The 24,224-nt window shown below is 49.2% G+C and carries 24 protein-coding genes; 2 read left to right on the plus strand and 22 right to left on the minus strand.

The window, feature by feature from the left end; translation table 11 throughout:
• Positions 1-30: 30 nt before the first annotated feature.
• The 10 genes from H9Q79_RS10860 to H9Q79_RS10905 all read right to left on the minus strand — a co-directional run bounded on the left by H9Q79_RS10860 (position 31) and on the right by H9Q79_RS10905 (position 10,317).
• Positions 31-666 carry an HD-GYP domain-containing protein gene (locus tag H9Q79_RS10860; RefSeq protein ID WP_249328280.1) on the minus strand — a complete coding sequence of 212 codons (636 nt, stop codon included), beginning with the start codon at positions 664-666 and terminating at the stop codon, positions 31-33.
• 330 nt (positions 667-996) lie between these two features.
• Positions 997-1,821, minus strand: a complete 825-nt coding sequence (locus H9Q79_RS10865) for a tyrosine-type recombinase/integrase (protein ID WP_118643024.1) — start codon at positions 1,819-1,821, stop codon at positions 997-999.
• A gap of 162 nt (positions 1,822-1,983) precedes the next feature.
• On the minus strand, positions 1,984-3,381 hold the full coding sequence (locus H9Q79_RS10870) for a glycine--tRNA ligase (protein ID WP_118643022.1): 1,398 nt from the start codon (positions 3,379-3,381) through the stop codon (positions 1,984-1,986).
• A 130-nt stretch (positions 3,382-3,511) separates the two neighbouring features.
• The gene (locus tag H9Q79_RS10875; protein ID WP_118643020.1) at positions 3,512-4,150 is read right to left on the minus strand and encodes a hypothetical protein; all 639 of its coding nucleotides are present in this window, start codon (positions 4,148-4,150) and stop codon (positions 3,512-3,514) included.
• A gap of 1 nt (position 4,151) precedes the next feature.
• Positions 4,152-5,435, minus strand: a complete 1,284-nt coding sequence (locus H9Q79_RS10880; protein WP_249328281.1) for an adenylosuccinate synthase — start codon at positions 5,433-5,435, stop codon at positions 4,152-4,154.
• 149 nt (positions 5,436-5,584) lie between these two features.
• Positions 5,585-7,021: an adenylosuccinate lyase gene (gene purB / locus H9Q79_RS10885; protein WP_118643018.1), complete on the minus strand. Its 1,437-nt coding sequence runs from the start codon at positions 7,019-7,021 to the stop codon at positions 5,585-5,587.
• 24 nt (positions 7,022-7,045) lie between these two features.
• Entirely contained in the window at positions 7,046-7,756 is a 711-nt protein-coding gene (gene purC, locus H9Q79_RS10890; RefSeq protein ID WP_118643064.1) for a phosphoribosylaminoimidazolesuccinocarboxamide synthase, read from the minus strand.
• A gap of 151 nt (positions 7,757-7,907) precedes the next feature.
• Positions 7,908-8,666 carry an amino acid ABC transporter ATP-binding protein gene (locus H9Q79_RS10895; protein WP_118643016.1) on the minus strand — a complete coding sequence of 253 codons (759 nt, stop codon included), beginning with the start codon at positions 8,664-8,666 and terminating at the stop codon, positions 7,908-7,910.
• Between the two features lie 12 nt (positions 8,667-8,678).
• Positions 8,679-9,326: an amino acid ABC transporter permease gene (locus tag H9Q79_RS10900; protein ID WP_118643014.1), complete on the minus strand. Its 648-nt coding sequence runs from the start codon at positions 9,324-9,326 to the stop codon at positions 8,679-8,681.
• 67 nt (positions 9,327-9,393) lie between these two features.
• Entirely contained in the window at positions 9,394-10,317 is a 924-nt protein-coding gene (locus H9Q79_RS10905) for an amino acid ABC transporter substrate-binding protein (protein ID WP_118643012.1), read from the minus strand.
• Positions 10,318-10,606: 289 nt separating this feature from the next.
• On the opposite strand from H9Q79_RS10905, the gene H9Q79_RS10910 reads away from it, so the two are divergent.
• On the plus strand, positions 10,607-11,176 hold the full coding sequence (locus tag H9Q79_RS10910) for a TetR/AcrR family transcriptional regulator (RefSeq protein WP_249328282.1): 570 nt from the start codon (positions 10,607-10,609) through the stop codon (positions 11,174-11,176).
• 2 nt (positions 11,177-11,178) lie between these two features.
• On the opposite strand, the gene H9Q79_RS10915 is transcribed toward H9Q79_RS10910, so the two are convergent.
• From H9Q79_RS10915 to H9Q79_RS10970, 12 genes are all read right to left on the minus strand, one after another.
• Positions 11,179-12,615: a glycoside hydrolase family 1 protein gene (locus tag H9Q79_RS10915; protein WP_249328283.1), complete on the minus strand. Its 1,437-nt coding sequence runs from the start codon at positions 12,613-12,615 to the stop codon at positions 11,179-11,181.
• 21 nt (positions 12,616-12,636) lie between these two features.
• Positions 12,637-13,626: an ROK family protein gene (locus H9Q79_RS10920; protein ID WP_249328284.1), complete on the minus strand. Its 990-nt coding sequence runs from the start codon at positions 13,624-13,626 to the stop codon at positions 12,637-12,639.
• Positions 13,627-13,711: 85 nt separating this feature from the next.
• The gene (locus H9Q79_RS10925; protein ID WP_249328285.1) at positions 13,712-14,677 is read right to left on the minus strand and encodes an ABC transporter permease; all 966 of its coding nucleotides are present in this window, start codon (positions 14,675-14,677) and stop codon (positions 13,712-13,714) included.
• A gap of 19 nt (positions 14,678-14,696) precedes the next feature.
• A complete protein-coding gene (locus tag H9Q79_RS10930; protein ID WP_118643000.1) occupies positions 14,697-15,905 on the minus strand; it encodes a sugar ABC transporter substrate-binding protein in 1,209 nt (402 codons plus the stop codon).
• A gap of 31 nt (positions 15,906-15,936) precedes the next feature.
• On the minus strand, positions 15,937-16,851 hold the full coding sequence (locus H9Q79_RS10935) for an ABC transporter permease (RefSeq protein WP_249328286.1): 915 nt from the start codon (positions 16,849-16,851) through the stop codon (positions 15,937-15,939).
• Positions 16,852-16,869: 18 nt separating this feature from the next.
• Positions 16,870-18,369 (minus strand): sugar ABC transporter ATP-binding protein, encoded by a 1,500-nt coding sequence (locus tag H9Q79_RS10940; protein ID WP_249328287.1) that lies wholly within the window; start codon positions 18,367-18,369, stop codon positions 16,870-16,872.
• A 30-nt stretch (positions 18,370-18,399) separates the two neighbouring features.
• Positions 18,400-19,077, minus strand: a complete 678-nt coding sequence (locus tag H9Q79_RS10945; RefSeq protein ID WP_147371407.1) for a VOC family protein — start codon at positions 19,075-19,077, stop codon at positions 18,400-18,402.
• A gap of 45 nt (positions 19,078-19,122) precedes the next feature.
• Positions 19,123-19,683, minus strand: coding sequence for a VOC family protein (locus H9Q79_RS10950; RefSeq protein WP_249328288.1), 561 nt, complete (start codon positions 19,681-19,683; stop codon positions 19,123-19,125).
• A 29-nt stretch (positions 19,684-19,712) separates the two neighbouring features.
• Positions 19,713-20,870 carry a VOC family protein gene (locus H9Q79_RS10955; RefSeq protein ID WP_118642990.1) on the minus strand — a complete coding sequence of 386 codons (1,158 nt, stop codon included), beginning with the start codon at positions 20,868-20,870 and terminating at the stop codon, positions 19,713-19,715.
• A 131-nt stretch (positions 20,871-21,001) separates the two neighbouring features.
• Positions 21,002-21,844 carry a MerR family transcriptional regulator gene (locus H9Q79_RS10960; protein ID WP_118642988.1) on the minus strand — a complete coding sequence of 281 codons (843 nt, stop codon included), beginning with the start codon at positions 21,842-21,844 and terminating at the stop codon, positions 21,002-21,004.
• Positions 21,841-22,209: a hypothetical protein gene (locus tag H9Q79_RS10965; protein ID WP_118642986.1), complete on the minus strand. Its 369-nt coding sequence runs from the start codon at positions 22,207-22,209 to the stop codon at positions 21,841-21,843. Before H9Q79_RS10965 ends, H9Q79_RS10960 begins: the two co-directional genes overlap by 4 nt.
• Positions 22,210-22,227: 18 nt before the next feature.
• A complete protein-coding gene (locus H9Q79_RS10970) occupies positions 22,228-22,653 on the minus strand; it encodes a hypothetical protein (RefSeq protein ID WP_118642984.1) in 426 nt (141 codons plus the stop codon).
• A gap of 318 nt (positions 22,654-22,971) precedes the next feature.
• Between H9Q79_RS10970 and H9Q79_RS10975 the strand changes: the two genes are divergently transcribed.
• Positions 22,972-24,195, plus strand: coding sequence for a VOC family protein (locus H9Q79_RS10975; RefSeq protein ID WP_249328289.1), 1,224 nt, complete (start codon positions 22,972-22,974; stop codon positions 24,193-24,195).
• The last annotated feature ends 29 nt before the right edge of the window (positions 24,196-24,224 follow it).

The raw sequence follows: 24,224 nt of genomic DNA on the forward strand, positions 1-24,224 counted from the left end.
AAAGCAAGCTCCGGAATGAAACAGTTGCCGCTACTGTACGGCCGCGACCTGTGTTGCCTGCATAAGCTCACAAAACAGCGGGGCCAGCACCGGATCAAACTGTTTGCCTTTATTCCGGAAGATTTCCTCCAGCGCCTCCTCCTCCGGCATACCGGCACGGTAAGGCCGAACTGACGTCATGGCGTCATATGCGTCTGCAATGCAGATGATCCTGGCAAGCAAAGGAATACTCTCACCGGAAATGCCGAAGGGATAACCTGCCCCGTCCCAACGCTCATGGTGGTACTGGCAGCATCGTGCAGCCTCTTCCCAAAATCCGTTCTCCAGGGACTCCGCTTCCGGCGGGACTGCCATACCCCGGATCAGATAGGCGCCAAAGAGCGGATGAGTGCGCACAAGGCTCTGTTCCGCCGCCGTTAAAGGCCTTCTGCTCAGCCAGACTGAATGGGAAATAGCTGTTTTTCCTATATCATGATACTTTCCCATCAGCTCCATATCCGACGGAAGAAAGCCGCCGGGATCAGACATCCCGGAAACGGCTTGCTCCTTCATGAGATATTCAAGGAAGCCTCCCGCAAGCTTCCCTGTTCTCCGGCAGTGTTCCTGAAAAAAAGAAGGCAGTTTTTGAAATATGGCCTCTGTCTGCTGAAGTTTGTTAAGATCCATGCCCTCCTCCTTTTCCGCTTCATACGAACCACATAATTTACATTATGTGGTGGTGAGTTTACATATTCAGTCCATCTTTGCTAATTAGCATAGCAAATTTTCAGATTTTCGTCAAGATAAACGGGGGCCATTCAACGGCAGTCCGGCTTACAGGTATGACAAATAGGCCCTCTGGCGCGGCTCTTATGCGAGGGCTTTGTTTCGTGTACAAAATTTTCAGAATAAAGGCTCATAAATAGATTTTACAGGCTGAGGCTTCTTTCCTGTGGCGCCATCCGCTTCATACGAACCACATAATGTAAATTATGTGGTTTTTTATGCCTGCTGCCTTCAGAGTACCAAACCCAGGGCATCCATATGCCGGCGGTGCTCCCGGCCGGACGAGATAATATAGATGCGCGTGGTATTGATATTGCTGTGCCCCAGGATGTCGGCCAGTTTGGCGATGTCCCGGTTTATCGCATAAAAGCAGCGTGCAAAAAGGTGTCTGAAGCTGTGTGGGAATACTTTGCTGGGTTTTACACCGGCGCAGGCGCACAGTGACTTCATCATCTTCCAGATATTGGACCGGTCCACCGGCCTGCCCGTCCTGGTGATGAATACGGGGCCTGAGACGATATTGAGACGCTTCATGTAGGCACTCAGAACCTTTCTCAGTTTACCCGGAATCAGAATGCTCCTGGTCTTGCCTTTGAGATATATGACTGCTTCCCCACTCTGAACTGCTTCAGCAGTGATGCTTGAAAGCTCAGATACCCGGATGCCGGTGCCGCAGATAGTTTGGATCATCAGGGCCAGTTTCCCATCATTTCTGGACTCTGCCGCCTGAATGAGCCGCAGATACTCCGCCCTGGTCAATTCCTTTTCTTTGGAACAATATGCTCTGCGCTGGATCTTAAGCTGTTTCACTCTCAGATCCTCCCGGCCCAAAAATGTAAAAAAACCGTTAATTGCTGCAATCTTTGTATTGACACTGGCAGGCTGATAAGCTTTCTGCAAGTTTTCCTTGTAACGGATCACCAGCTCTTTCGTGACCCTCGCTCCTCCGGCAAAACGCAGAAAGCTCATGACATCCCGCCCGTATTGCTTCCGGGTAGCAATACTCTTTTCTTCCTTCTCGAGATATTCCAGATATTCTTCTACTTTTCCTTTCATGATATTTTTACCTCCTGAACATTATTTTTCCCAGCATAATGTCCGAATATCCCGGTTATTCTTTTTCCTTTTGGCTCAGGACAGGAAGAAAAGCAGAAAACTCCCGGACAGCAGCGGAATCAATATGCCGCCCTATCCGGGAGTCTCCTGAATCATATGTCATTAAAATACAAATTTATCTGCAAAATATGCCTCTAACTCTTCGATTTTCACACGTTCCTGCTCCATGGAATCACGGTCACGGACAGTTACGGCGCCGTCTGTCTCTGAGTCAAAATCATACGTGATGCAGTAAGGCGTTCCGATCTCGTCCTGCCTGCGGTACCTCTTCCCGATATTGCCGCGGTCATCATACTCACAGTTATATTTCTTTGAAAGGCCTGTGAAAATCTTCTCTGCGCCTTCATTCAGCTTCTTGGACAGCGGCAGCACCGCAATCTTAACCGGAGCCAGCGCCGGATGAAAACGCATGACGGTTCGCACGTCGTTTCTTTCCGCGTCCAGCACCTCTTCATCATAAGCACTGCAGAGGAAGGCCAGCACTACACGGTCGGCTCCCAGCGAAGGTTCTACGACATAGGGAATATACTTTTCATTCTTCGTATCATCAAAATAAGTCATGTCCTGGCCAGAGGTGTTCTGATGCTGTGTCAGGTCATAATCCGTCCGGTCGGCAATTCCCCACAGCTCGCCCCATCCGAAGGGGAAGAGGAACTCAATGTCTGTCGTGCCCTTGCTGTAGAAGCAAAGCTCCTCCGGGGAATGGTCTCTGGCGCGCATCTCTTCTTCTTTCATACCAAGGCTCTTCAGCCAGTCGATGCAGAACTGTCTCCAGTACAGGAACCATTCCATATCCGTACCTGGTTCACAGAAGAATTCCAGCTCCATCTGTTCAAATTCCCTGGTTCGGAAGGTGAAGTTTCCAGGTGTGATTTCATTCCGGAAAGATTTTCCAATCTGACCAATGCCGAAAGGAATCTTCTTCCTGGTAGTTCTGGCGACATTTTTAAAATTGACAAAGATGCCCTGTGCGGTCTCCGGACGCAGGTAAACTGTATTCTTCGCATCCTCGGTGACCCCCTGAAAAGTCTTGAACATCAGGTTAAACTGACGGATATCTGTAAAATTGTGCTTTCCGCAGGTCGGGCAGGGAATCTGATTGCTCTCAATAAATTCCATCATCTGCTCCTGGGTCCAGCCGTCCACACTGCCGCCTTCAATAGGCATGCCCTTTTCCTCACAGAAATCTTCAATCAGCTTATCCGCGCGGAATCTCTCATGACATTCCTTACAGTCCATCAGCGGATCTGAAAAACCTCCGAGATGACCGGAAGCCACCCAGGTCTGGGGATTCATCAGGATCGCACAGTCCACCCCCACGTTATAGGGACTTTCCATCACAAATTTCTGCCACCAGGCTTTTTTCACGTTATTTTTCAATTCCACACCCAGCGGGCCGTAATCCCAGGTATTCGCCAGGCCGCCGTAAATCTCGGAGCCGGGATATACAAAGCCTCTGGATTTTGCCAGAGCTACTATTTTGTCCATTGTCTTTTCCATGTCTATCATCTCCTTACTTAATTCATCCACCTGCACAGATGCTCTTACACTGCTATAAAAGCCTTTTCCCGATTGCGTCATGTCAGAAACACGCAATTAGCAACGGCCGGTACGGCAGAGCAGCTGATTTTTACGGTTTAAATATGATGTATGCTGCCTCATCAGTGGTGGCCACAAACTGTCCCGCAATGCTTTCCGGAGTGCCGCCGCCGATCGATGCTGTCCTGGTCCCGGTCACCGACACATTATCGGTGGTATAAAGGACTGTCCCAGGCACCATTACCTGCACAGGTTCTTCCAAAATCAGGATCTTCCACTCCTGCCCGTGAGCCAGGATCGTCGCCCCCGCCGCTGCTTTACCGCTGTTGTCCAGGAAATTCCTGTCAAATGAATATCCAGCCTCCTGCGCCTCCTCCAGCGTGCCAAAGAAACAGGCAACCTGATTAAAGCCCATATAGTCGCTCCAGGATTCATAACTGATACGAATCTTCACAGTTCCCTCTTTCATCTCACAGGATTCCAGCTTAATGTTCTCTGATCCGGCTTCTTCTGTATAAGCGGCAAGACTGTCGCTGATGTAGGCTTCCAGCTCTTCGGCAGTGTAATCGTCGCTGCCCAGCGGCTCTACAATCATCTGTTCAATCTTCCCTTTCTTATCAGCGGAGACCGTCGTCGTCTCCACATCCTGCGCCTTCTGGCATCCGCCCAGAGACAGGAGCAGAAGAACCGACAGCAGTGTTCCCAGCAGAGTCCATCTGCATCTCTTCATATTATTTCCCTTCACGATAGATGATATCATCTCTTCCCGGTCCGTTGGAAACCATCGTAATCGGGAATCCGATCTTTTCTTCAATAAATTCTACATATTTCCGGCAGTTTTCCGGCAAATCCTCATATTTCTTAATGCCCCGGATATCGCAGTTCCAACCGGGCAAAGTCTCAATGACTGGCTTTGCCTTCTCCAGGAGCCCCGTGGTCGGAAATTCTGTCGTGATCCTGCCGTCAATGTCGTAGGCCACGCAGACCGGAATCTCATCCAGATATCCCAGCACATCCAGCACGGTGAACGCCACATCCGTGGTACCCTGTATTCTGCAACCATATTTAGAAGCCACACAGTCGTACCAGCCCATTCTCCTTGGCCTTCCTGTGGTCGCGCCATACTCGCCGCCGTCACCGCCGCGGCGCCTCAGCTCATCCGCCTCATCTCCGAAGATCTCAGAAACGAACGCCCCTGCTCCCACAGCGCTTGAATATGCTTTTGTGACCGTGATAACCTTCTTGATCTCACAGGGCGGAACACCGGCTCCCACAGCGCCGTACCCGGCCAGCGTGGAAGAAGAGGTAACCATGGGATAAATCCCATGATCCGGATCCTTCAGCGAACCCAGCTGCCCCTCCAGCAGGATCTCCTTGCCTTCCTGAAGCGCCTCATACAGGAATGAGGAGGTATCGCACACGAACGGCGCGATCATCTCTTTCCATTTCATCAGCTCTCCGAAAATCTCCTCCGGAACCAGAAGCGGCTTGTGATATAAATGCTCCAGCAGCACGTTCTTAGTCTCACAGACATTCTTAAGCTTCTCCAGCAGCACTTTTTCATCAAAAAGCTCATTCACCTGAAAACCGATCTTCGCGTATTTATCAGAATAGAAGGGAGCGATGCCGGATTTTGTGGAGCCGAATGAACGGCCGGCCAGCCTCTCCTCTTCATACCCGTCAAATAAAATATGATAAGGCATGACCATCTGCGCCCTGTCAGATACCAGAAGCTTCGGCGCCGGCACTCCCTTGCTGACAATATCGTCGTATTCCTTCTTCAGCACGGGAATATTCAATGCCACACCATTGCCGATCACACTGGTCGTGTGATTGTAGAACACACCAGAAGGCAGAGTGTGCAGCGCGAATTTCCCATAATTATTTACGATGGTATGTCCCGCGTTGGCTCCTCCCTGAAAGCGTACGATGATATCGGCCTTTTCAGCCAGCATATCCGTAATCTTTCCTTTCCCTTCGTCTCCCCAGTTTGCTCCGACTACTGCCTTGATCATCTTTAAATTCCTCCTAAGATAATTTTCCCGCGGGATGCTCAGAACGGCCCCCGCAGGAAAAAGTATACCATAAACATCTCATAAGTTAAACTTATTATTACTAATAAAGTGCTCTTATTTTATAACCAAAATTTATAACTAAAGCTGTTTTACACGTTGATTTCAGCCTTCATCCCCAGAAGTTCACGGTTCTCTTCCAGAAGCGGACGGATCACCTGCTCCAGATAAGCTTCAACCTGCACTTCCGCGCGTCCGGTATATCTGGACGGGTCCATGGTCTTCTTCAGATCTTCCAGGCTCAGGTTAAAGGTCGGATCAGCCGCAATCCGCTCCAGAAGATCGTTATCCTTCCCCTCCACCTTGACGGACCTGCCCGCCTCCATGGAAAGCTCACGGATTCTCTCATGCAGCTCCTGACGGTCTCCGCCCGCCTTCACCGCGTCCATCATGATATTCTCTGTTGCCATAAACGGCAGCTCGGACATCAGGCGCTTTTCGATTACCTTCGGATATACTACCAGGCCATCCACCACATTCAGCACCAGATCCAGAATGCCGTCAATCGCCAGAAAGCCTTCCGGTATGGACAGGCGCTTGTTGGCCGAATCATCCAGAGTCCTCTCAAACCACTGGGTAGCCGAAGTAACCGCGGGATTCAGCGCGTCGATCATCACATATCTGGACAGAGATGCGATTCTCTCACTTCTCATTGGATTCCGCTTGTAGGCCATGGCTGAGGAACCAATCTGGCTCTTCTCAAATGGCTCTTCTACCTCCTTCAGATGCTGCAGCAGACGGATATCATTGGAAAATTTATGGGCGCTGGCAGCGATTCCTGCCAGAACATTGGCCACTCTCGTATCCACCTTCCTGGAATAGGTCTGCCCGGATACAGGATAACAGGCCGAAAATCCCATCTTTTCAGCGATCATCGGATCAATCCTGTCGATGGTCTCCTGATCTCCCTCAAACAGCTCCAGGAAGCTGGCCTGTGTGCCTGTAGTCCCCTTAGAGCCCAGCAGCTTCAGCGTGCTCTGCACATATTCCAGATCCTCCAGATCCATGGCAAACTCCTGCATCCACAGGGTCGCACGCTTGCCCACTGTCGTCGGCTGCGCCGGCTGGAAGTGGGTGAACGCCAGCGTCGGCTGCCCCTTCTGCTCGCCGGCGAACTTGGCCAGCTCCGCGATCACATTCACCAGCTTCTTCTTCACCAGCTTCAGAGCTTCGTTCATGACAATGATATCTGTATTGTCGCCAACATAACAGGAGGTGGCCCCCAGATGGATGATACCCTTGGCCTTTGGACACTGTACCCCGTATGCATATACGTGAGACATGACGTCATGGCGGACTTCTTTTTCACGCGCTTTTGCCACATCGTAATTAATGTCGGATACATGCTCTTTCATCTCATCGATCTGCTCCTGGGTGATCGGAAGCCCCAGCTCCATCTCCGTCTCCGCCAGAGCGATCCATAGCCTTCTCCAGGTGCTGAACTTCATATCGGGTGAGAAAATGTACTGCATCTCCTTGCTGGCATACCGCTCAGAAAGAGGGCTTACATATCTGTCCGTTGTACTCATATTCCCATGTCCTCCCTGTCAGCTTCAGGCGAGGCCCAGACGGCGGAATACTTCCTGATACGCTTCTTCAACATTTCCCATGTCTCTTCTGAAACGGTCCTTGTCCAGCTTCTCATTAGTATGCACATCCCACAGGCGGCAGGTATCCGGAGAAATCTCATCTGCCAGGATAATCGTACCATCTGCCAGGCGTCCGAATTCAATCTTGAAGTCAATGAGCTTAATGCCCACTTCCAGAAAATATTTTTTCAGGAATTCATTCACCTTTCTTGTATATTTCTTAATCATATCAATCTCTTCCTGTGTGGCCAGGCCCAGTGCCAACGCATAATCGTCGTTAATAAACGGGTCGTCCAGCTCGTCACATTTGTAGCTGAATTCAAGAATCGGGCAGAGCAGCTCTCTTCCCTCTTCCACTCCCATTCTCTTGGAAAAGCTTCCGGCAGCCACGTTTCTCACGATCACTTCCAGCGGCACGATGCTGACTTTCTTGACAGCAGTCTCACGGTCGCTCAGCTCTTCTACCAGATGGGTGGGAACGCCTTCTTTCTCCAGCTGTTTCATGACATAGTTAGACATTCTGTTGTTAATCACGCCCTTGCCTACAATTGTACCCTTCTTCACACCGTTAAATGCGGTAGCGTCATCCTTGTAGTCTACGATTACAACTGCCGGATCCTCGGTTGCGTATACCTTCTTTGCTTTTCCCTCATATAGCTGTTCTTTTTTCTCCATGAGCTTTGACACCTTTCTTTTCCTGACGTATTTTTATTATCAACGGGGCGGTTATCCGCCATTTCACAGCGATACCCGGCTTGGGGTATTCCGTATAAATTATAATGCATTGCAATACCAAAAGCAATGCAAATTTAAAATGCACGATGCCTTACATCTGGTGAAAACGCCCTAAAAATCCCTTCATCCTGGCATTTCCCGAAGAAAATACCTGTTCCGGCGTACCCTCCTCCGCAATCACCCCCTGATCCATGAACACAATACGGTCAGATATATCTCTGGCGAACTGCATCTCATGCGTGACAATGACCATCGTTATATCCAGATCAGCCAGTGAACGGATGACCTTCAGCACTTCTCCGGTCAGCTCCGGATCCAGGGCCGATGTGGGTTCATCAAAGAAAAGTATTTTGGGATTCAGAGCCAGTGCCCTGGCAATGGCCACACGCTGGCACTGGCCGCCCGACAGCTGGCAGGGATATGCGTTTTCCTTATCCTCCAGCCCCATTTTTCTCAGCAGCTCTCTGGCTTCGTCCCAGACCTCCTCCCGGTTCCGCTTCTGTACGTGGATCGGAGCATCCGTGATATTTTTCATTACAGAATAGTGAGGAAACAGGTTAAAATTTTGAAAGACCATCCCGAAATAGCTGCGGACTCGCTTCATCGCTTCCCCTTTTACATAGACTGCCCTGCCCTCACGGGCCGTGGCGGCCTGCTCGCCCAGGTAGAATATCTCTCCCCCGTCAATGGCCTCCAGCATGGTGGCACACCGGAGCAGCGTTGATTTTCCCGAACCGGAGGGTCCGATGATTGAAAGGATTTCTCCTTCCTCTACGGAAACCGAAATATCCTTCAACACTTCCAGCCCGTCAAATTCTTTTTGTATATGATTCATTTCCAAAAGGCTCATACCGGTTTCCTCCTAATGATAGTAATCCAGTTTCTTCTCAATCCGTTCCATCACCCATGCCACAACGAAGTTAAAGACATAATAGAAAATTCCGGCAATAAAGAGCGGGAGCACCGTAGTTTCAGCAGCCGCAATCTGCTTTGCCGCCGCGAACATCTCCACATAGGACAGTGAATACACAAGAGAGGTATCCTTTACCAGCGTAATTACCTCATTCGTCACAGAAGGCATTACGATTTTAACCACCTGGGGAAGAATAATCTTGAGAAAGGTCTGGCGCCTTCCATATCCCAGCAGCTGGGCTGCTTCATACTGGCCTCTCGGAATTGATTCAATTCCGGAACGGTAAATCTCCGCAAAATACGCCGCGTAATTCAGCGAACAGCCCAGAATGATCGCGGTAAACTTATAGCCTCCGATATTCATTCCCCACAGATAGTATGGAGCGAAATACCAGATTAAGAGCTGCAGCATCAGCGGGGTTCCCCGCATGATGGAGATAAAGATCTTGACCAGCCAGCTAACCGGCTTAAACCGGCACACCCGGCCAAAATACACGATCATTCCCACGGGCAGCGAAATAACCAGAGTCAGCGCAAAAATAAGGCAGGTCTGCCCAAACCCTCCTGCCAGCTTCTCCAACATCACTTGAAAGCTCATACACGATCCTCCCAGAAACAAGCGCGCCCCACGGGTAAATCCCGCGGGGTCTGCTGCTTTTTTTGCTTTATTCGGCCTTCAGGCTCACCATATCCGCAATTTCGTATTTCTCTGCCAGCTCTGCCACTTTTCCGTCATTCGCCAGCTTCTGAAGATCTGCGTTTACAATGTCGCACAGTGCCTGGTTGCCTTTCTTGAAGCCGATCGCATATTCTTCAGTGTTCAGCGTCTCATCCAGCATCTTAAAGCCCTCTCCTCTGGAATTCAGCTGATATTTGGCCACGCCGATATCGATTGCCAGAGCATCCAGAGCGCCTGCCTGAAGCTCCGTGAACGCCGTATTGTAATCAGCAAACTCATTCAATGACGAGAAGGTATCGGACAGTTCCTTCTTGCCTCCCTCTTCATCGCTCTGAAGCACGTCCAGCGCCGCAGACGCAGCCTGTACGCCCACTACCTTTCCGGCCAGATCCGTCAGCTTATCGATTCCGGAATTCTCGGCTACCACGATCACCTGGCTGTTGTCCACATAAGGAATAGAGAACGTATAGTCATCCTCACGGCCATTCATGGTGAATCCGTTCCAGATACAGTCGATAGATCCGGACTCCAGCTCCATATCCTTGGAATCCCAGTTAATCGGCTTTTTCTCCAGCTCCCAGCCCTCCAGATCACAGACAGCCTGAGCCAGCTCCAGGTCGAATCCGGTATATTCACCGTCTTCGCCCATATATCCATAGGGCGGATACTCCGCATCAAACCCTACCGTAAAGACGCCGTCTTCCACACCGGTCCCGGCGCCTTCAGAAGAAGTGCTCTTGGAAGCCGCGCTGCTGTCAGATTTGCTCTCGCTGGAAGCAGATGAAACGCCGGATGACGTACTCTTTGATTCAGATTTAGAACTCCCCGCAGCCGCGTTCCCGCTTCCGCACCCTGCCAGCGCTGCCGCCATTGAAGCAGCCAGTATGCATACAACTATTTTCTTTTTCATAATCCCTTTTCCTCCTTTGACTTGAAACACGCCCGCGCGGGAATTCACTCTTTTATCAATGAGCCACTCTACCACGCGAAACTGTATTCACAAGTGTTATACTATCATACCGCCTGCAAATCTGTCAACCGCCTTTCAAAGCCAAATACGGACAACCTGATGACACTTCCGCCGCCCCCTATATACTACCCCCTCCCCCTTGATTTCAAAACTGCAACATGTTAAACTTTTAATGGTTTTATATAATTTCAATTAACTCACAGTTTTTCATCCAGGGAGGGGTAAACCTATGGCAGCAGGAACAGAATTCGCTATTGATAAAATCAAGAATGCTTTTACTTCGTTGTTAGGAAAACAGCCTTTTTCAAAAATAAAAACCGTAGATATCATCCGCGTAAGCGGTGTTTCCCATCAGACCTTCTACCGCCTGTTTCTGGATAAATATAATCTCGCAGAAACCGCCGTATTTGAGCTGCTTTGGAGTTTTCAGGCAATCTACGGCCCCAACGCCACCTGGAAGGATACATCTTATTCTTTGCTTGCCATCATTTTAAACAACAAAGAATATTTTAAAAACCTTGTTACAGATCTGGAGGGCACGGAAATATTCCTGAAGGCCGTTTACAGAATTTCCAGGGAACTGACCGGCACAAGCGCCTCCTCCTACACCAGCCATATATGGCTCTGCACTATCCGTGAATGGATCACAGCAGGCTATAAAACTCCCATACCTGAGGTATATCATACGCTGTGCTCGAACCTTCCTGTCGGCGATATTCTGTCCGGCAAAGAGCTTGAGCGGGCAATCAGCAATTACGAGCAGCTTAACATGACGGCCTTCAAGCAAAGAAATCAATGATTTCAGTCAAGCTCTTTCCCATTAGAACATATAACCTTCTGATACCAGTAGAACGAATCTTTCCTGATTCTCTCCAGGCTCCCTGTTCCGTCATCGTACTTATCGACAAAAATCTGGCCATATCTCTTTCTCATCTCGCCGGTGGTGGCGCTCACAAGATCGATACATCCCCAGCAGGTGTATCCCATGAGATCAACCCCGTCCTCCGTAGCAAGCTCCATCTGACGGATATGCTCTCTCATATAATCGATTCTGTAGATATCATGGACCCTGCCGTCAACAATCTCGTCAAAGGCGCCCAGGCCGTTCTCTACCACCATTACAGGTATCCTGTAGCGGTCATACGTCTCATTCAGGGCATACCGCAAGCCCTCCGGATCGATCTGCCAGCCCCAGTCGCTGGCCTTCAGATACGGGTTCTTCTTTCCGTTTGTGAGATTGCCGCCTATGCTGTTCTCCTCGCCGCTCTCTCCCACGCATACCGACATATAGTACGAAAAGCTGGTGAAATCCACCGTTCCTTCCTTCAAAATATTCAAATCGCCGTCCTCAATGGACAGGGACACCTGATGCTCCTTCCACAGTCTTTCCGCAAAATATGGATATTCCCCTTTTATCTGCACGTCATTGCAATACCAGTTATCATCCTGCATAAATCTCTGCGCGGTGAGGATATCCGTGGGATTGCAGGTTCCGGGATACGCCGCCAGAAAAGCGGTCATATTTCCCATTTTGCACTCCGGATAGTTTTCATGGGCATACTTTACCGTCCTTGCAGAAGCAACGAACTGATGATGGAGCGCCTGATATCTGTCCTGCTCCGTGCGCCTGATCGTGTCAATCGGGCCTTCAAAATCACGGATCATGCTGGTAGCCACGATATCTCCCATCAGCATCTGAGCGCAGTTGATCTCATTAAAGGTAATCCAGTATTTAACCTTATCGTGATATCTGTCGAGGATTGCCTCCGCGTAGCGCACATAGCATCCTATCGTCTCCCTTGACAGCCAGCCGTTGTTTTTTCTGGCGAGTTCAAAAGGCATTTCATAGTGAGAAATAGTAACCAGCGGCTCTATGCCGTATCTGATGCATTCATCAAACACACGGTCATAGAACTGAAGCCCTGCCTCGTTTGGCGTTTCCTCCATACCCGTAGGAAAGATTCTAGACCACGCGATGGAAAGACGGAAGCATTTATAGCCCATCTCTCCGAGAAGCGCAATGTCTTCCTTGTAATGATGGTAAAAATCACTGGCTTCATGGCTGGGATACAGCCGGTCCGCGTGAATTGCCTGTGTAAACCACTTAGCCTCATCCCGGCTGCCATTGGTACACATATCCGATATAGAGACTCCTTTTCCATCTGCGTTCCATCCTCCCTCAAACTGGTTGGCGGCCGTTGCTCCGCCCCACAGGAATCCTTCTTTAAACATATACATATCCTCCTTCTGTCCTGGTAATCATTGATTTACACAACGTCCAATATAATGATAGGCGGCGCCATACAGATTTGCCTCGCCAAGATAAGTGCTTCTGACCACCTCCGCGCTCATCAGGCCGTTCATTCCAAAACCGGCATCATATTTTGCGAGCTCGGCCTTCAGATCCGTGAGAACGGTTTCCCCCATACTCAGCCCGCCGCCTATCACAATGCGGTCCGGCGCATAGCAGATTTGGGCGTTGAACACCATCGCTCCCAGAGCGGTAATAAAATCCTGATATACCCTGAGCGCGTCCCTGTCCCCTTCTTTCACCCAGGCAAAGAACTGCTTTCCATCCGCCACTGTTTTCCCGGGTTCACCGTCCATCGCCGGAAAATACTTTCCGAGTACCGTATCCAGAAACAGAAGGGTGGGAGCCGCGTCCTGCACGGACAGGTCTAAATTTTTCATTTTGCAGAGCTTATAGGTGATGCCGAGGGCTCCGACAGCCATCGTCGCGCAGGACATCATGCTGTAATCGCCCGGCCTGCACACCGTATAGGAAAATTCGCCCGCATTAAAGCCTTTTCCGCTGTGTACCCTATGATCCTTGATCAGTCCGCCGGCGATGCCGCTTCCGAGTATCATGACTATCCCATCATCCACATCCGCCAGCGAGCCCTTCCACGCTTCAGAAAGAGCGCCGCATTTTCCGTCGTTTTCAACGGCAGCGGGAAGCCCGCAGCGATCATGCACCATCTCCGTTATGCTGCATCCATGCAGTATCTCGTCATACACTCCGCTTCCCAGAAGAACACCGCTGTCAGGATCAATATTCCCAGGCAGGCTGATTCCGATTCCTTCAATCGCACCTTTAAATTCATGGCAGAGCTTTTCTGCCGTATCCAAAAACTCATTCGCCGAATTCAGCGGAGCAGGGCGTTTGCCTGATGTTAAAAGTGTCGCGTTTTCATCAATTACTCCGTATTTTACAGAGCTGCCGCCAAAGTCAAGCGCCAGGATTTTCATGTCTGTTTATTTCCTCCCTTATTACAGAAATGGGAGAAAGTACTCAATTCCTTCCCCCCACTTCCTTTATTTTATACATTGTCTGTTATGCTGCCGCCCCTGCTCTTCTCTTGCTGAAGACTTTCTTCAGATCATCCGAATAAGAGGAGATGACCATAAAGAGCACTACGAACGCAGCGATAATCACCTTATTATACGAGGTGGGCAGGCCGATTGCCATCATTCCCATTTTCAGGACCTGAGTGATCAGCGCGCCACTGTAGATGGCAAATATAATATTGCCTTTCCCACAGATTGCCATTCCGATCAGAACGCACATCATGGCGTCAAATACCGTCGCCGCGCTTCCGAGAGTCCCTGAAACTGCTGAGCATACGCTGGATCTGCTGAGGGTCATAATGCAGTACAGACCCGCGAACAAGCCTGATATGATAATCGCCTTTGTCTTTGTATTGAGCGCGCTGATGCCGTTGGTCTGGGCAACCGTCGGATTGCTTCCCACTGCGCGTACATTATAGCCCAGTTTGTTCTTGTAATAAAAATACGCCGCAACTGCAAAACAGATAATAAATACGATCACCTCATAAGGCAGGGTGCCGAGAATCATGTATTCCGGTGTGAGATGCGTTCCCGCACCACCGTATATGATTCTTGTCACACTCTCGAAAATAAGGCAAATGCCTATGGATACGATCAGCGTCGGAATTTTCAGGAACCTGTAGGCCAGTCCCACTGCAACTCCCATGATCAGCGAAAGTACGATACAAAGAACGACAACGCCCAATACACCCAGCCGCATTCCCATGGCCATGTTTCCCGCTACGATAGACGCCAGGACAAACCTCGCACCTATCGAAAAATCCCAGTTTCCAACCTTCATGTTGAATAACACACCCCAGCCCAGGACTGCCGGCGCAAACCCCTGCCTGAGCAGAGACGCGATCGCTTCCACAGACCTTGTGGCTGGCGATATCGCCAACAGCAGCACGACAATCATTATGGGAGCGGCTGCCGCCAGCGCATTCTTTTTTATAGCCGAAACAACATTCATTCGTTTCACCTCAATCTGATCAGATTCCAACAGCCTCTTTTACAAATTCGATGTTCCAGTCGTCAAGGACTGCCTGATAATCCTCTGCGGTCACATCCGGTCCTACGAGGCTTTTGATCAGTTCATCGCTGTAAAGCTGTACATCCGGGTTATCCACGTACTTTGAGAAGATTTCCATTTCCTCTGTGCTCGTGATCAGAAGCGGGGAAAGCGACCACACGGCTACCTGATCAGAAATCTCATTTCCACGCACTCTGTTTACCAGTGAAAGGAAGGAAACCAGGCATTCGGAGGTATAACCGCCGCAGCTCGCCGCGATCCAGCCCTGCTCAAAGGCTTCCTGATTTCCATCAAAGGTATCAAATGCGGCTACCTTAACAGATCCGGGCTCCCGTCCCGATGCGTTCAGAGCAGTGATAATTCCCTCGCCGACACCTGCGGTGCCTGACGCGGCGAGTATCCCTTCCATGTCAGAGTAAAGAGTGAGAAAGTTGTTGACGCTGTTTACATTCGCCGAGGCGTCGCCGGATACCAGCCTTGATTCCGCCAGAACCTCCACGCCGTATTCCTCACAGCCATCCGCAAATCCCTGATTTCTCTCAACCATCATGCCGTCGTTGGGATCTCCGGTAAGCACACATACCTTTTTGATGCCCTGATCCGCCAGGACCTTCACCATCTCCTTACATACATCATAGCTGTTGTCATAAATTCTGTTGACAAAATACGGGTTCGCTTCGCACGCAGCCAGGATTTCTTCATCAGAAATCTGGCGGTTGCTGATGGACCAGTAAACGCCCGCGTTCTGGCAGGCAGTTCCCAGCTGAAGATTTGCCGATGTATCCATGGGAATAAAATAGATACCCTGGCATCCAGCGCTGATCAGATTTTCACAGTCTGTAAGCTCATCGGCCGTTGTGTAGCTTCCCAGCTTCCAGATCAGCTCTACGTTGAGTATTTCTGCCGCGTGATTGGCCCATGAATAAAAGGTCCCGCCCATCGCGTCGGTATTTCCATACCAAATCATTCCGATTTTAATTTTCTCTTCCTTTGATGCATCCGCGCCGGCGGCTGATGAAGCGTTCCCATCATCTGAGAGCTGCGCCGGCGCGCTCTGATCCGCTGAACTTGTGCCGGCGGATACACTCGTTGAATCGGAACCGCCGCAGGCAGTGAGTCCCAAACACATTGCTGCTGCCATCACTATGGCAAGAATTCTTTTTTTCATTTTCTTTTCTCTCCTTTTTGTTTTTTATATCTCAGACGATCACTTCATACTGTGACCGGTCTATGGATATCGTTACTGTAAACAGGAAGAACGCCGCCTTGACAATATCCACATAGTTGGCGTCCAGCCCCCACAGCGTAAGGCCGTTATTAAGTATGTAGAAGATTAAGGTACCTATCACCGCTGAGCGCATCTTCGATGAAGATCCCCCGGTCATCGACATTCCGCCGAGGCTGAGAGCCAGCAATACATTTGTCTCAAGATTCGTACCAATGCTCGAGACGATATTGGGGCTTCGCACAACCGTCAGGCACGCGGCAATCCCCAGGGTCAGTCCGCTGAGCACAAAGGCGATGGTTTTATATTTGGATACACTGATACCACTGAGCTCCGCCGCTTTGGGATTGGTTCCGATCAGCTTCTGGTATTTTCCTATCTTTGTAAAATTGAACAAAAGGACCCCCACAGCCACCACTATGACCAGAACAATGATAAAAAACCCAATATGGTTCAGCGCTGCCGCCTGAACCAACAGCATCGACTGCGTAGAGCAGACACTCTCTGCGATTCCGCGGCCCGCGAACATCAGGCAGAGCCCGGCTATAAAGGCAGGCACCTTTCCCTTTATATGCAGCACTGCAGAAAACAAGCCGCATAAAACGCCGATCACGATGCACATGAGGAAAAACAGCCACAGGTTATTTCCGACGATCAAATAAGCGAACACACAGCTCATGGCACATGCGCCGCCCAATGAGAAATCCAGGTTGTTATGGGCCATTACAAACGCCGTACCGACTGCCGCCACCATGGTAATTGCAGACTGCAAGATCAGGCTCTGAAGATTATTCCATTTCAAAAACATCCCGCTGGTAGTGACCGAAAACAGTACAAACAGAATAATAAGTCCGGCAATCGGGACAATCTTTCTAATTATATCTATCATGTCGATGATTCTCCTTCCTCAGACGATTGCACTGATGATCGTGGATTCTGTAAGCCCTGCGGAACGTTCAAATTCTTTGCTGAGCTTTCCATCTTTCATCGTGATAATCCTGTCTGCCATTCCGATCAGTTCCATCATTTCCTCAGAAACCATCAGAATAGCGATGCCTTCATTTTTCAGCCTGTTCATGAGCTTATAGATTTTTTCCTTGACGCCCACATCAATTCCTCTTGTGGGACAATCCATAATAAACAGCCGGGAATCATTTGCCATCCATTTGGCGATTACGACTTTCTGCTTATTTCCTCCGCTGAGATCACGCACCTGCTGTTCAATATCCCGCATCTTAACCTCTATGTTTGCGGCTTCTTTATCTGCCATTTTCCTTTCAGACGATGGGGTGATGATAAATCCCTTTTTTAACTTATCCAGCGCCGCGGTGACAATATTATCCTTGATGCTCGTCGCCTGGAAAAGGGATTCTTTATCTCTGTCCTTGGGGATATAGGCGATCTTATTTTTAACAGAAACTGTCGTATTCTTAAGCTGCACTCCGTTTTTCTTGAGAATCACGCTTCCGGAGCTGGGTTTTAAAGCGCCGTAAACCGTCTTCAGCAGCTCGTGCATTCCGCATTCGCTGAGGCCTCCGATGCCGAGAATCTCACCCTTATGAAGTTCAAAACTGATATCCTCGAAGATGCCGCTGACACTCAGGTTTCTTACTTCTAAGACTACTTCCTCGTCGTAGCTACACTCATAGTCGGCTCTGTAATAGGAGCCGTCGATTTCTCTGCCGATCATATTCTGCCGGATATTGTGAGGTTCTATATCCCCGCCGGTAAGAGTGTTGATATAAATGCCGTCACGCATCACGACCACTTCGTCACAAAGGTGTTTCACCTCGTCAAGATCATGAGAAATGATCAGCACCGCCGTTCCTTTTGCCTTTTGTTCGGCGATAATTTCATAAATCCTGTCCCTGCCCTTCTGAGAGAGGGCGGTTGTCGTCTCATCTATGATCAGGATCTCCGGCTGATGGCTGAGCGCCCGTGCCGTCTCGATCATCTTTCGCTCCTCAAAAGAATAATCATCCACCATCTTTGTCGGAATTACATTTTCCAGCCCATTTTCCTTCAGGATCTCAGCACTTCTTGCATTGATCTTTTTGATATTCACAATGCCCTTTTTACCGAGAGATTCCTCTTCACCCAAAAACATGTTTTCCGCAACCGTCATTCCGTCGATTGTTCCCTGCTCCTGCGTCAGGTACTGGATTCCCTGCTTCCGGGCATCAAGCACGGATTTAGGGCTGTACGGCTGACCCTTGTAGGTCATCGTTCCCTTCGTCGGCGGATAAACCCCGGAAATCATACTTGAAATCGTTGATTTGCCTGAACCGTTCTCGCCCACCAGGCCCGTCACAACTCCCCGTTTCAGTTCCAGAGTCATATCAGTCACTGCCTTTGTGGGGCCAAAATCTTTATACATATGTTCAGCTTTTAATACTACTTCCTTCAATCTCTTCTCCTCCCTATATTTACGGAGTAATTATTGAGCTCCTGTGTTGATCACGCCTTGAATACAGTAATCCGGAACACTGTCCGGAAGCTCCCAGAGACAGTAAAGGTTGCCCTCGGAATCCTCAATCACCGAATATGTATCGCCAAGCAGTTCAAACTTTCCTTTCACCTGCTTTCCGCCGCATTTCACAGCTTTTCTGACTGTTTCATCAATATCTTTGACTTCCACGATAAAGCACGGCTGATCGCCCCACTCCTCGCTGACCGGCACGAGAAAGCCGTATCCGAAGGAACAGACTCTCGGCTCCCAGTCGGCAGTTCCGGGACCGGTTGCACAGTACATGACCGGATTTTCAGGATCGGTACCTTCTACATCGATGATATCCCAGCCAAAAAGATCCTCATAAAAGGAACGCATCTCTTCCGCCTGGCCTTTGTGATACCGCATAATCCATCTCCTCACCCGGCCGTCTCCCTTCTGAGGAATAAAATCTTTGGCCGGATGGAAGGAAAGGTCAAAGGGGTCTCTGTCGGGATCTACCACGGGCGGATCCACATGGATTCTTCTCTTGTCGATACTTCCGCACCACGGCTCCTCCAAGAACTGTGAACGGGGAGCGCCGCATCCGGGGCATGCCTTCGGAACCTCTGTTTCTTCAAACGCGATGGGAAATCCACACGCAAAACATGTATATATTTTTTTCATATTCTTTCTCCTTGCCGTATTCATTTCTATGTACAGATAACTGCTTCAGCCTTCTTCCTCGTCGTATTCCGTTTCAAGCTCGTCCCAGGTTCGGGATGACGGGCATTTCCACAGATAGAGGTAATTTCCTGCCGGATCTTCGATCACCGCGTGAGGCTCCCAGCTCTGCTTGCTGTCGTCCAACGGCTTTGCAACCACCGCTTTGGACTTATCCAGTATCAGTTTCCCGCCGTGGCCGAGAATTTTCTCAATGGTTTCCTCCAGCGGGCGCTCCATGTCTATCTCCATAAACGGCCCGATTTTATTGAGTATTCCGGGCGCCCAGTGTGTGAACAGATTCATATGCCCCGGCGTAACGCCTTCATAGTCGTACTGCGCAGGTCCTGTGGCGATCAGCATGCCCGGATGGGGATCTCCCGCCGGTTTTCCGCTGGCTGCCTCAGGCGTCTCGATCATGTCCCATCCGAATACATGGATGCAGAAATTCTGGAAACGTCTCAGTTCCTTATAGGTTACAAACATAAGTCTCGTTCTTCCGTGCAGACTTTTCGCCGTAAACTTTTTCGGCGCTCTGCCGGTGTTGGGATAAGTGGTCTTTGTTGTCATTGCTCAGCCTCCTTCATGTGTTTTATAAGTTACTCTCTGTCGTAATCCGTCTCAGGTTCCTCCCAGGTTCTTGACGGAGGGCATTTCCACAGATAAAGCAGATTACCGGCCGGGTCCTCCGCAACAGCCGTAACAAGCCAGCCCTCGTCGGTGGGCTCTTTCGCAAATGCGGAGCGTTTTTTATCAGTAATGATCTTTCCGCCGTTGTCTGTAATCATTTTCAGTGTTTCATCCAGCGGCTGATCCATATGTATTTCCATAAACGGTCCGGGCGTAAACAGTTCCTCCGGCGCGTGATGTACAAACATGGTCATATGTCCCGCCACCGCGCCTTCATAATCAGGCTGGCTTGGCCCTGTTGCGCAGATCAGCATCGGATGGGGATCTCCCGGCTTTACTCCGCTGGCCGCTTCCGGGGCCTCGATCATATCCCATTTGAATAAAGTAGTATAAAATCTGATAAAGCGGTCCCTTTCTTTGTAGGACATCACATAGCATCTGGTTCTCCCGTGCAGATCCTTTGCTGTAAATTTTTTAGGAGGTCTTCCAGGATTCACGGCCTGCTTTTGTGTTCCTTCTATTTCCCAGAGATAAAAGGGATTGCCCTCTGAGTCCTCGACAGCCGCGCAGGTTTCTCCCTCTATCTCCATACTGGCTGCAAGCACCCTTCCACCGAGAGCTGGTATTTTTTCAAGGGTCTTTTTAATATTTTTCACCTCGACAACAAACGAGGGGGATGAAATTCCTTTTTTCGGAGTGAGGTATCCGTATCCGAAGGAGGGAACCCTCGGCTCCCAGTCAGGCGTTCCAGGGCCAGTGGCGCAATACATCAGCGGCTCATTTTTATCAGAGCCTGCCGTACTGACAATATCCCATCCAAATACTTTTTCATAAAACGCTCTCGACACATCCGGATCGTCGTATCTCATAATCCAGCGGCGGATTCTTCCCTCTCCCTTTAAGTCGGCAAAATCTTTTGCTATATGATAGGAGTAATCCATCGGATCCCAGTTGTTATCCGCCAGCGGAGGATCTACATGGATCCTTCTCGTCTCGATACTCCCATTCCACGGCTCAGACAGATACTGATCTTTATTTGCTCCGCAGCTCGGACACCACTGGGGAACCTCGCTTTCATCCACTGCAAACGGAAAGCCGCATGTAAAACAAGTATAGATTTTCTTCATTTTTTAAACTCCCTTTATGCATTTTGTTTATGTTTTTTATAATAATATAAATTTATATGTGCATTTTCAATATACAATATCCGGGACTTCTCTGATAAATGTGACATTTTTTTCATTTCGTCACTTGTGTGTTACACTTTACGGACCTGCACATAACACTGTACCAGGTAATTATCTCTGTTCTGGTCGATCATCTGATTCATCAGGTCCTCTTCAAAGGCTATCCCACACGGTTCATACCCGTTTTCAACCGCATATTGCACCAGTGCCCTGTACACTGAAGGAATGTCGGTTCCGCTGCTATGCCTGATGGCTGTCACATAAATCCCCTTGGGCCTGATGAATATATTTCCATCCGTATCTCTGTCTGACGAGTTCTCATCAAACATTTTGAATGCTCCGTAGGTTTTCTCGAAGCTGCCGTCCCTGACGTGTTTGGGCATTACAAATTCGCTGACACGCAAGCTTTCGTTATATCCGTTATCTCTGCAATGAGTGATCCATTTTCTGGCGTTTTTCAGTGCTCTATAGTTTGCCGCCAGCCTGTCATGAAATGTATAGGCGTAATAGGGCGCATCCTCGTGAAAGGTCACAAACTCGAACTCATCGCATTTCGCGCTGAGCGCCGCTTCACTTTCCTCCAGAGACCTTTTAATCAGATTCTCGGTCCGTTCAATCACCTTCTTTTGTTCTTCAAGCTTCGCAAGCCTGCTTTTCAGCATCTCCACACATCTGCCGGGATTGCGCTCCTTCAGATATTCCTTGATTTCCTCCAGTGGAATCTGCATCACCCGCATCGCATAAATAGCTTCAAAAATGTAAATCTGAGACAACTCGTAATAAAAGTATCCGTTCTCGCCGATCAACGCTGGCTGCAGCACTCCCACCCTGGCGTAATACTGCAGGGTAGATTTTTTTGTTCCGCACATTTCAGCAAATTCGCCGATTTTATAATATCTTTTTTCATGTTTCATTCTTCCTCCGCCATCCTGCTCATCGCTTCGAGCTCTTTCCTTAGTTTTCCGACATCGGCCGGATCGTCTATCAGATACAATTCTTCTCTTTCCCAGTTGTAATAATTGTGGCGCTCAATTTCCAGCTTTTGCCCGGTCTCATCCTCCGCCCATTCCTCAAACAGCCTTCCAAATTGTTCAAAATCCTCATAGACTCTTTCATGCACGCGGGTCTGGGAATTTTCCCCGCCGCTGTAATAGCGGTATCTTTTGGGCATCGGATGTCCCAGCCTGGCCTCCTCCTCATCTGTGATATGCTCCAGTTCCAGTTCCTTCATCCACATTTCAAAAGGGATGTTTTGTATCTGTCTGTATACGATTCTCATATTCATCACTCCTCACTGTCAGCCAGTGTAATTCTCCTGCTTCTCCGGCATTTTGTAATTTGGGTTTACGGTATATTTGGGCTGGTAATCCTGTACGGCGGCCATCTGCAGCCAGGGAATCACAGGCCTTGACGGATCATCGATATAGAGTATCTCCTGCTTCTGCCAGCGATACACGAGCTCCCATTCCCTGGCGATTCTCTGGCATTCTTCATCCCTGAGCCATTTTTCATGCAGGCTCGTGAATTCAGCGATGGAATCATATTCCCGCTCATGCACCCGTACGGTGGACTTCAGGCTGCCTGTAAAAGGCGTTAGCCTCACGGGGAGCGGTATGCCAAGCCGTAACGCTGCCAAATCACTTCTGTGTTCAAGCTCCTTTTGCAGTTCCCGGTTTTCAGGCGGAACCTCTTGAATCTGACGAAACAAAACTCCGATTTTCATATACGTTTCATCCTGCCTTTCACATATTTAGCCGCACTTGCTGCAGCCAAGTGTATTGTGTTTTCTGTTTTTAATTTAAATCGTTGTGTTACTTAACGGTCAATTATACATTTTATACAAATTTTATTTCATAATATTTCCTGGATTTTGTCCGTTTTGACAAGACTTTATTAATAATGAGACAGTTTTTATTTTTTGTAATTTTTATATTACATGAGGAGTTTTTTCTCCCTTGCACTCGTTATTTTGTCTGTGTTACTTTCATAAAAACATCACTTATTTAGTAATGTTAACCAACAAGCTAAAGGAGGCACAACAATGAAAAAAATCTATACTTGTTTTACCTGCGGATTTCCGTTTGCTGTCGATGAAAAAGATGTTCCCGCGGAATGTCCCGCCTGCGGTTCTCCAAAATCACAGTACCTGGAAGAGCCCTGGAACGGCAGTATTGAAGCCCGCAGAATTCATGTGGACTTCCCTGTCCCCGATCCTGACTGGGATCCTATGGATATCCGCTTCCATCATCCCAAGCACTTTAAACCACAAAGCATGCAGGGCAGAATCCGCCGCTTTGTCCTTCCCTATGACGACGCTGAAAAGACACGTAAATTCTATGCCGAAGCGATGGACTGGGATATCATCAATGTGGAAAACACCGATCCCGCCAATCCGCTCATGTACTGCGCGACAGGCCCCGGAAATGCCAACTGGGAACCCAGCGTTCCTTCTTTCGGATACGGTTTTCTGAAGTCAAAGGCCAGCGGGCACGCAGTACAGCAAGCCAGCTTTGTTGTTGAAATTGACAATATGGAGGAGACTCTTGAAAATGTTGTCAAATATGGCGGAGAAGTGCTTTCAGAGAAATATGAAGCGGCCGGAAATACATATGTTATGATCAAAGACAGCGAAGGTAATATCCTCTATCTCTGGGAAACTCCCGCAGATATGGACTGGTCGCTTCCTGAGGCTCTTTACCTTTCCAAACGTCCTGAAAAAATCGAGCCCTATGTTTCCACAGCCCTTGCCGACCCGAACAGGTATCCTGGAAGAGCGCCAAAAAAATACCCAAAAAAGGATCTTCATGGCCGCCTTCGTTTTATCACCTATTCCTATCTCGACTATGAGCGCTGGCACAAATTCGTCGTAAACGTATTCGGATGGGATATGTTTGAGCTGCCGGAAGCTGCCGGAGGCCAGCCCAAGGGAAGCGCCAGCCCGACACTCCTGATTGCAACCGGTCCGAGCTACGAAACCTACGAGGGCGCCACGCCCGGACATATGAACGCTATGTGCCACAAAGCAGACGGCGAGCTGGAACCCATCGTTTGCATGCTGGAAATTGATATGTGGAAGCCCCTCGAAGACACGCTGAAAATGATGGAGTCAAAAGGCGCCGTGTTAGTTGACGGAATTCCTGAAGAAACCGAAGGCTGGACATCCTCCGCTTATGTCAATGATCCCTCAGGAAACAGGCTGTATCTGTGGAAATGCCCCACTTCCCGCACATGGGAGGAACCCGAAGCAGCATATGACCAGGAATAAAAATCTAAGCTTTAAAACTTAAGTTAAAA

It is taken from the genome of Wansuia hejianensis, assembly GCF_014337215.1.
Classification (GTDB): Bacteria; Bacillota; Clostridia; order Lachnospirales; family Lachnospiraceae; genus Scatomonas; species Scatomonas hejianensis.

Excerpts from the sequence above, each read along its gene's own strand:
- H9Q79_RS10905 (WP_118643012.1), bottom strand. The coding sequence starts at position 10,317 with ATGAAAAAGAAAATAGTTGTATGCATACTGGCTGCTTCAATGGCGGCA.
- purC (WP_118643064.1), bottom strand. The coding sequence starts at position 7,756 with ATGGAGAAAAAAGAACAGCTATATGAGGGAAAAGCAAAGAAGGTATAC.
- H9Q79_RS10920 (WP_249328284.1), bottom strand. The coding sequence starts at position 13,626 with ATGAAAATCCTGGCGCTTGACTTTGGCGGCAGCTCTGTAAAATACGGA.
- H9Q79_RS10975 (WP_249328289.1), top strand. The coding sequence starts at position 22,972 with ATGAAAAAAATCTATACTTGTTTTACCTGCGGATTTCCGTTTGCTGTC.
- H9Q79_RS10945 (WP_147371407.1), bottom strand. The coding sequence starts at position 19,077 with ATGAAAAAAATATATACATGTTTTGCGTGTGGATTTCCCATCGCGTTT.
- H9Q79_RS10880 (WP_249328281.1), bottom strand. The coding sequence starts at position 5,435 with ATGATCAAGGCAGTAGTCGGAGCAAACTGGGGAGACGAAGGGAAAGGA.
- H9Q79_RS10865 (WP_118643024.1), bottom strand. The coding sequence starts at position 1,821 with ATGAAAGGAAAAGTAGAAGAATATCTGGAATATCTCGAGAAGGAAGAA.
- H9Q79_RS10870 (WP_118643022.1), bottom strand. The coding sequence starts at position 3,381 with ATGGAAAAGACAATGGACAAAATAGTAGCTCTGGCAAAATCCAGAGGC.
- H9Q79_RS10955 (WP_118642990.1), bottom strand. The coding sequence starts at position 20,870 with ATGAAGAAAATCTATACTTGTTTTACATGCGGCTTTCCGTTTGCAGTG.
- purB (WP_118643018.1), bottom strand. The coding sequence starts at position 7,021 with ATGAGTACAACGGACAGATATGTAAGCCCTCTTTCTGAGCGGTATGCC.
- H9Q79_RS10900 (WP_118643014.1), bottom strand. The coding sequence starts at position 9,326 with ATGAGCTTTCAAGTGATGTTGGAGAAGCTGGCAGGAGGGTTTGGGCAG.
- H9Q79_RS10925 (WP_249328285.1), bottom strand. The coding sequence starts at position 14,677 with ATGAATGTTGTTTCGGCTATAAAAAAGAATGCGCTGGCGGCAGCCGCT.
- H9Q79_RS10970 (WP_118642984.1), bottom strand. The coding sequence starts at position 22,653 with ATGAAAATCGGAGTTTTGTTTCGTCAGATTCAAGAGGTTCCGCCTGAA.
- H9Q79_RS10930 (WP_118643000.1), bottom strand. The coding sequence starts at position 15,905 with ATGAAAAAAAGAATTCTTGCCATAGTGATGGCAGCAGCAATGTGTTTG.
- H9Q79_RS10910 (WP_249328282.1), top strand. The coding sequence starts at position 10,607 with ATGGCAGCAGGAACAGAATTCGCTATTGATAAAATCAAGAATGCTTTT.
- H9Q79_RS10935 (WP_249328286.1), bottom strand. The coding sequence starts at position 16,851 with ATGATAGATATAATTAGAAAGATTGTCCCGATTGCCGGACTTATTATT.
- H9Q79_RS10895 (WP_118643016.1), bottom strand. The coding sequence starts at position 8,666 with ATGAGCCTTTTGGAAATGAATCATATACAAAAAGAATTTGACGGGCTG.
- H9Q79_RS10875 (WP_118643020.1), bottom strand. The coding sequence starts at position 4,150 with ATGAAGAGATGCAGATGGACTCTGCTGGGAACACTGCTGTCGGTTCTT.
- H9Q79_RS10960 (WP_118642988.1), bottom strand. The coding sequence starts at position 21,844 with ATGAAACATGAAAAAAGATATTATAAAATCGGCGAATTTGCTGAAATG.
- H9Q79_RS10860 (WP_249328280.1), bottom strand. The coding sequence starts at position 666 with ATGGATCTTAACAAACTTCAGCAGACAGAGGCCATATTTCAAAAACTG.
- H9Q79_RS10915 (WP_249328283.1), bottom strand. The coding sequence starts at position 12,615 with ATGTATATGTTTAAAGAAGGATTCCTGTGGGGCGGAGCAACGGCCGCC.
- H9Q79_RS10950 (WP_249328288.1), bottom strand. The coding sequence starts at position 19,683 with ATGACAACAAAGACCACTTATCCCAACACCGGCAGAGCGCCGAAAAAG.
- H9Q79_RS10965 (WP_118642986.1), bottom strand. The coding sequence starts at position 22,209 with ATGAGAATCGTATACAGACAGATACAAAACATCCCTTTTGAAATGTGG.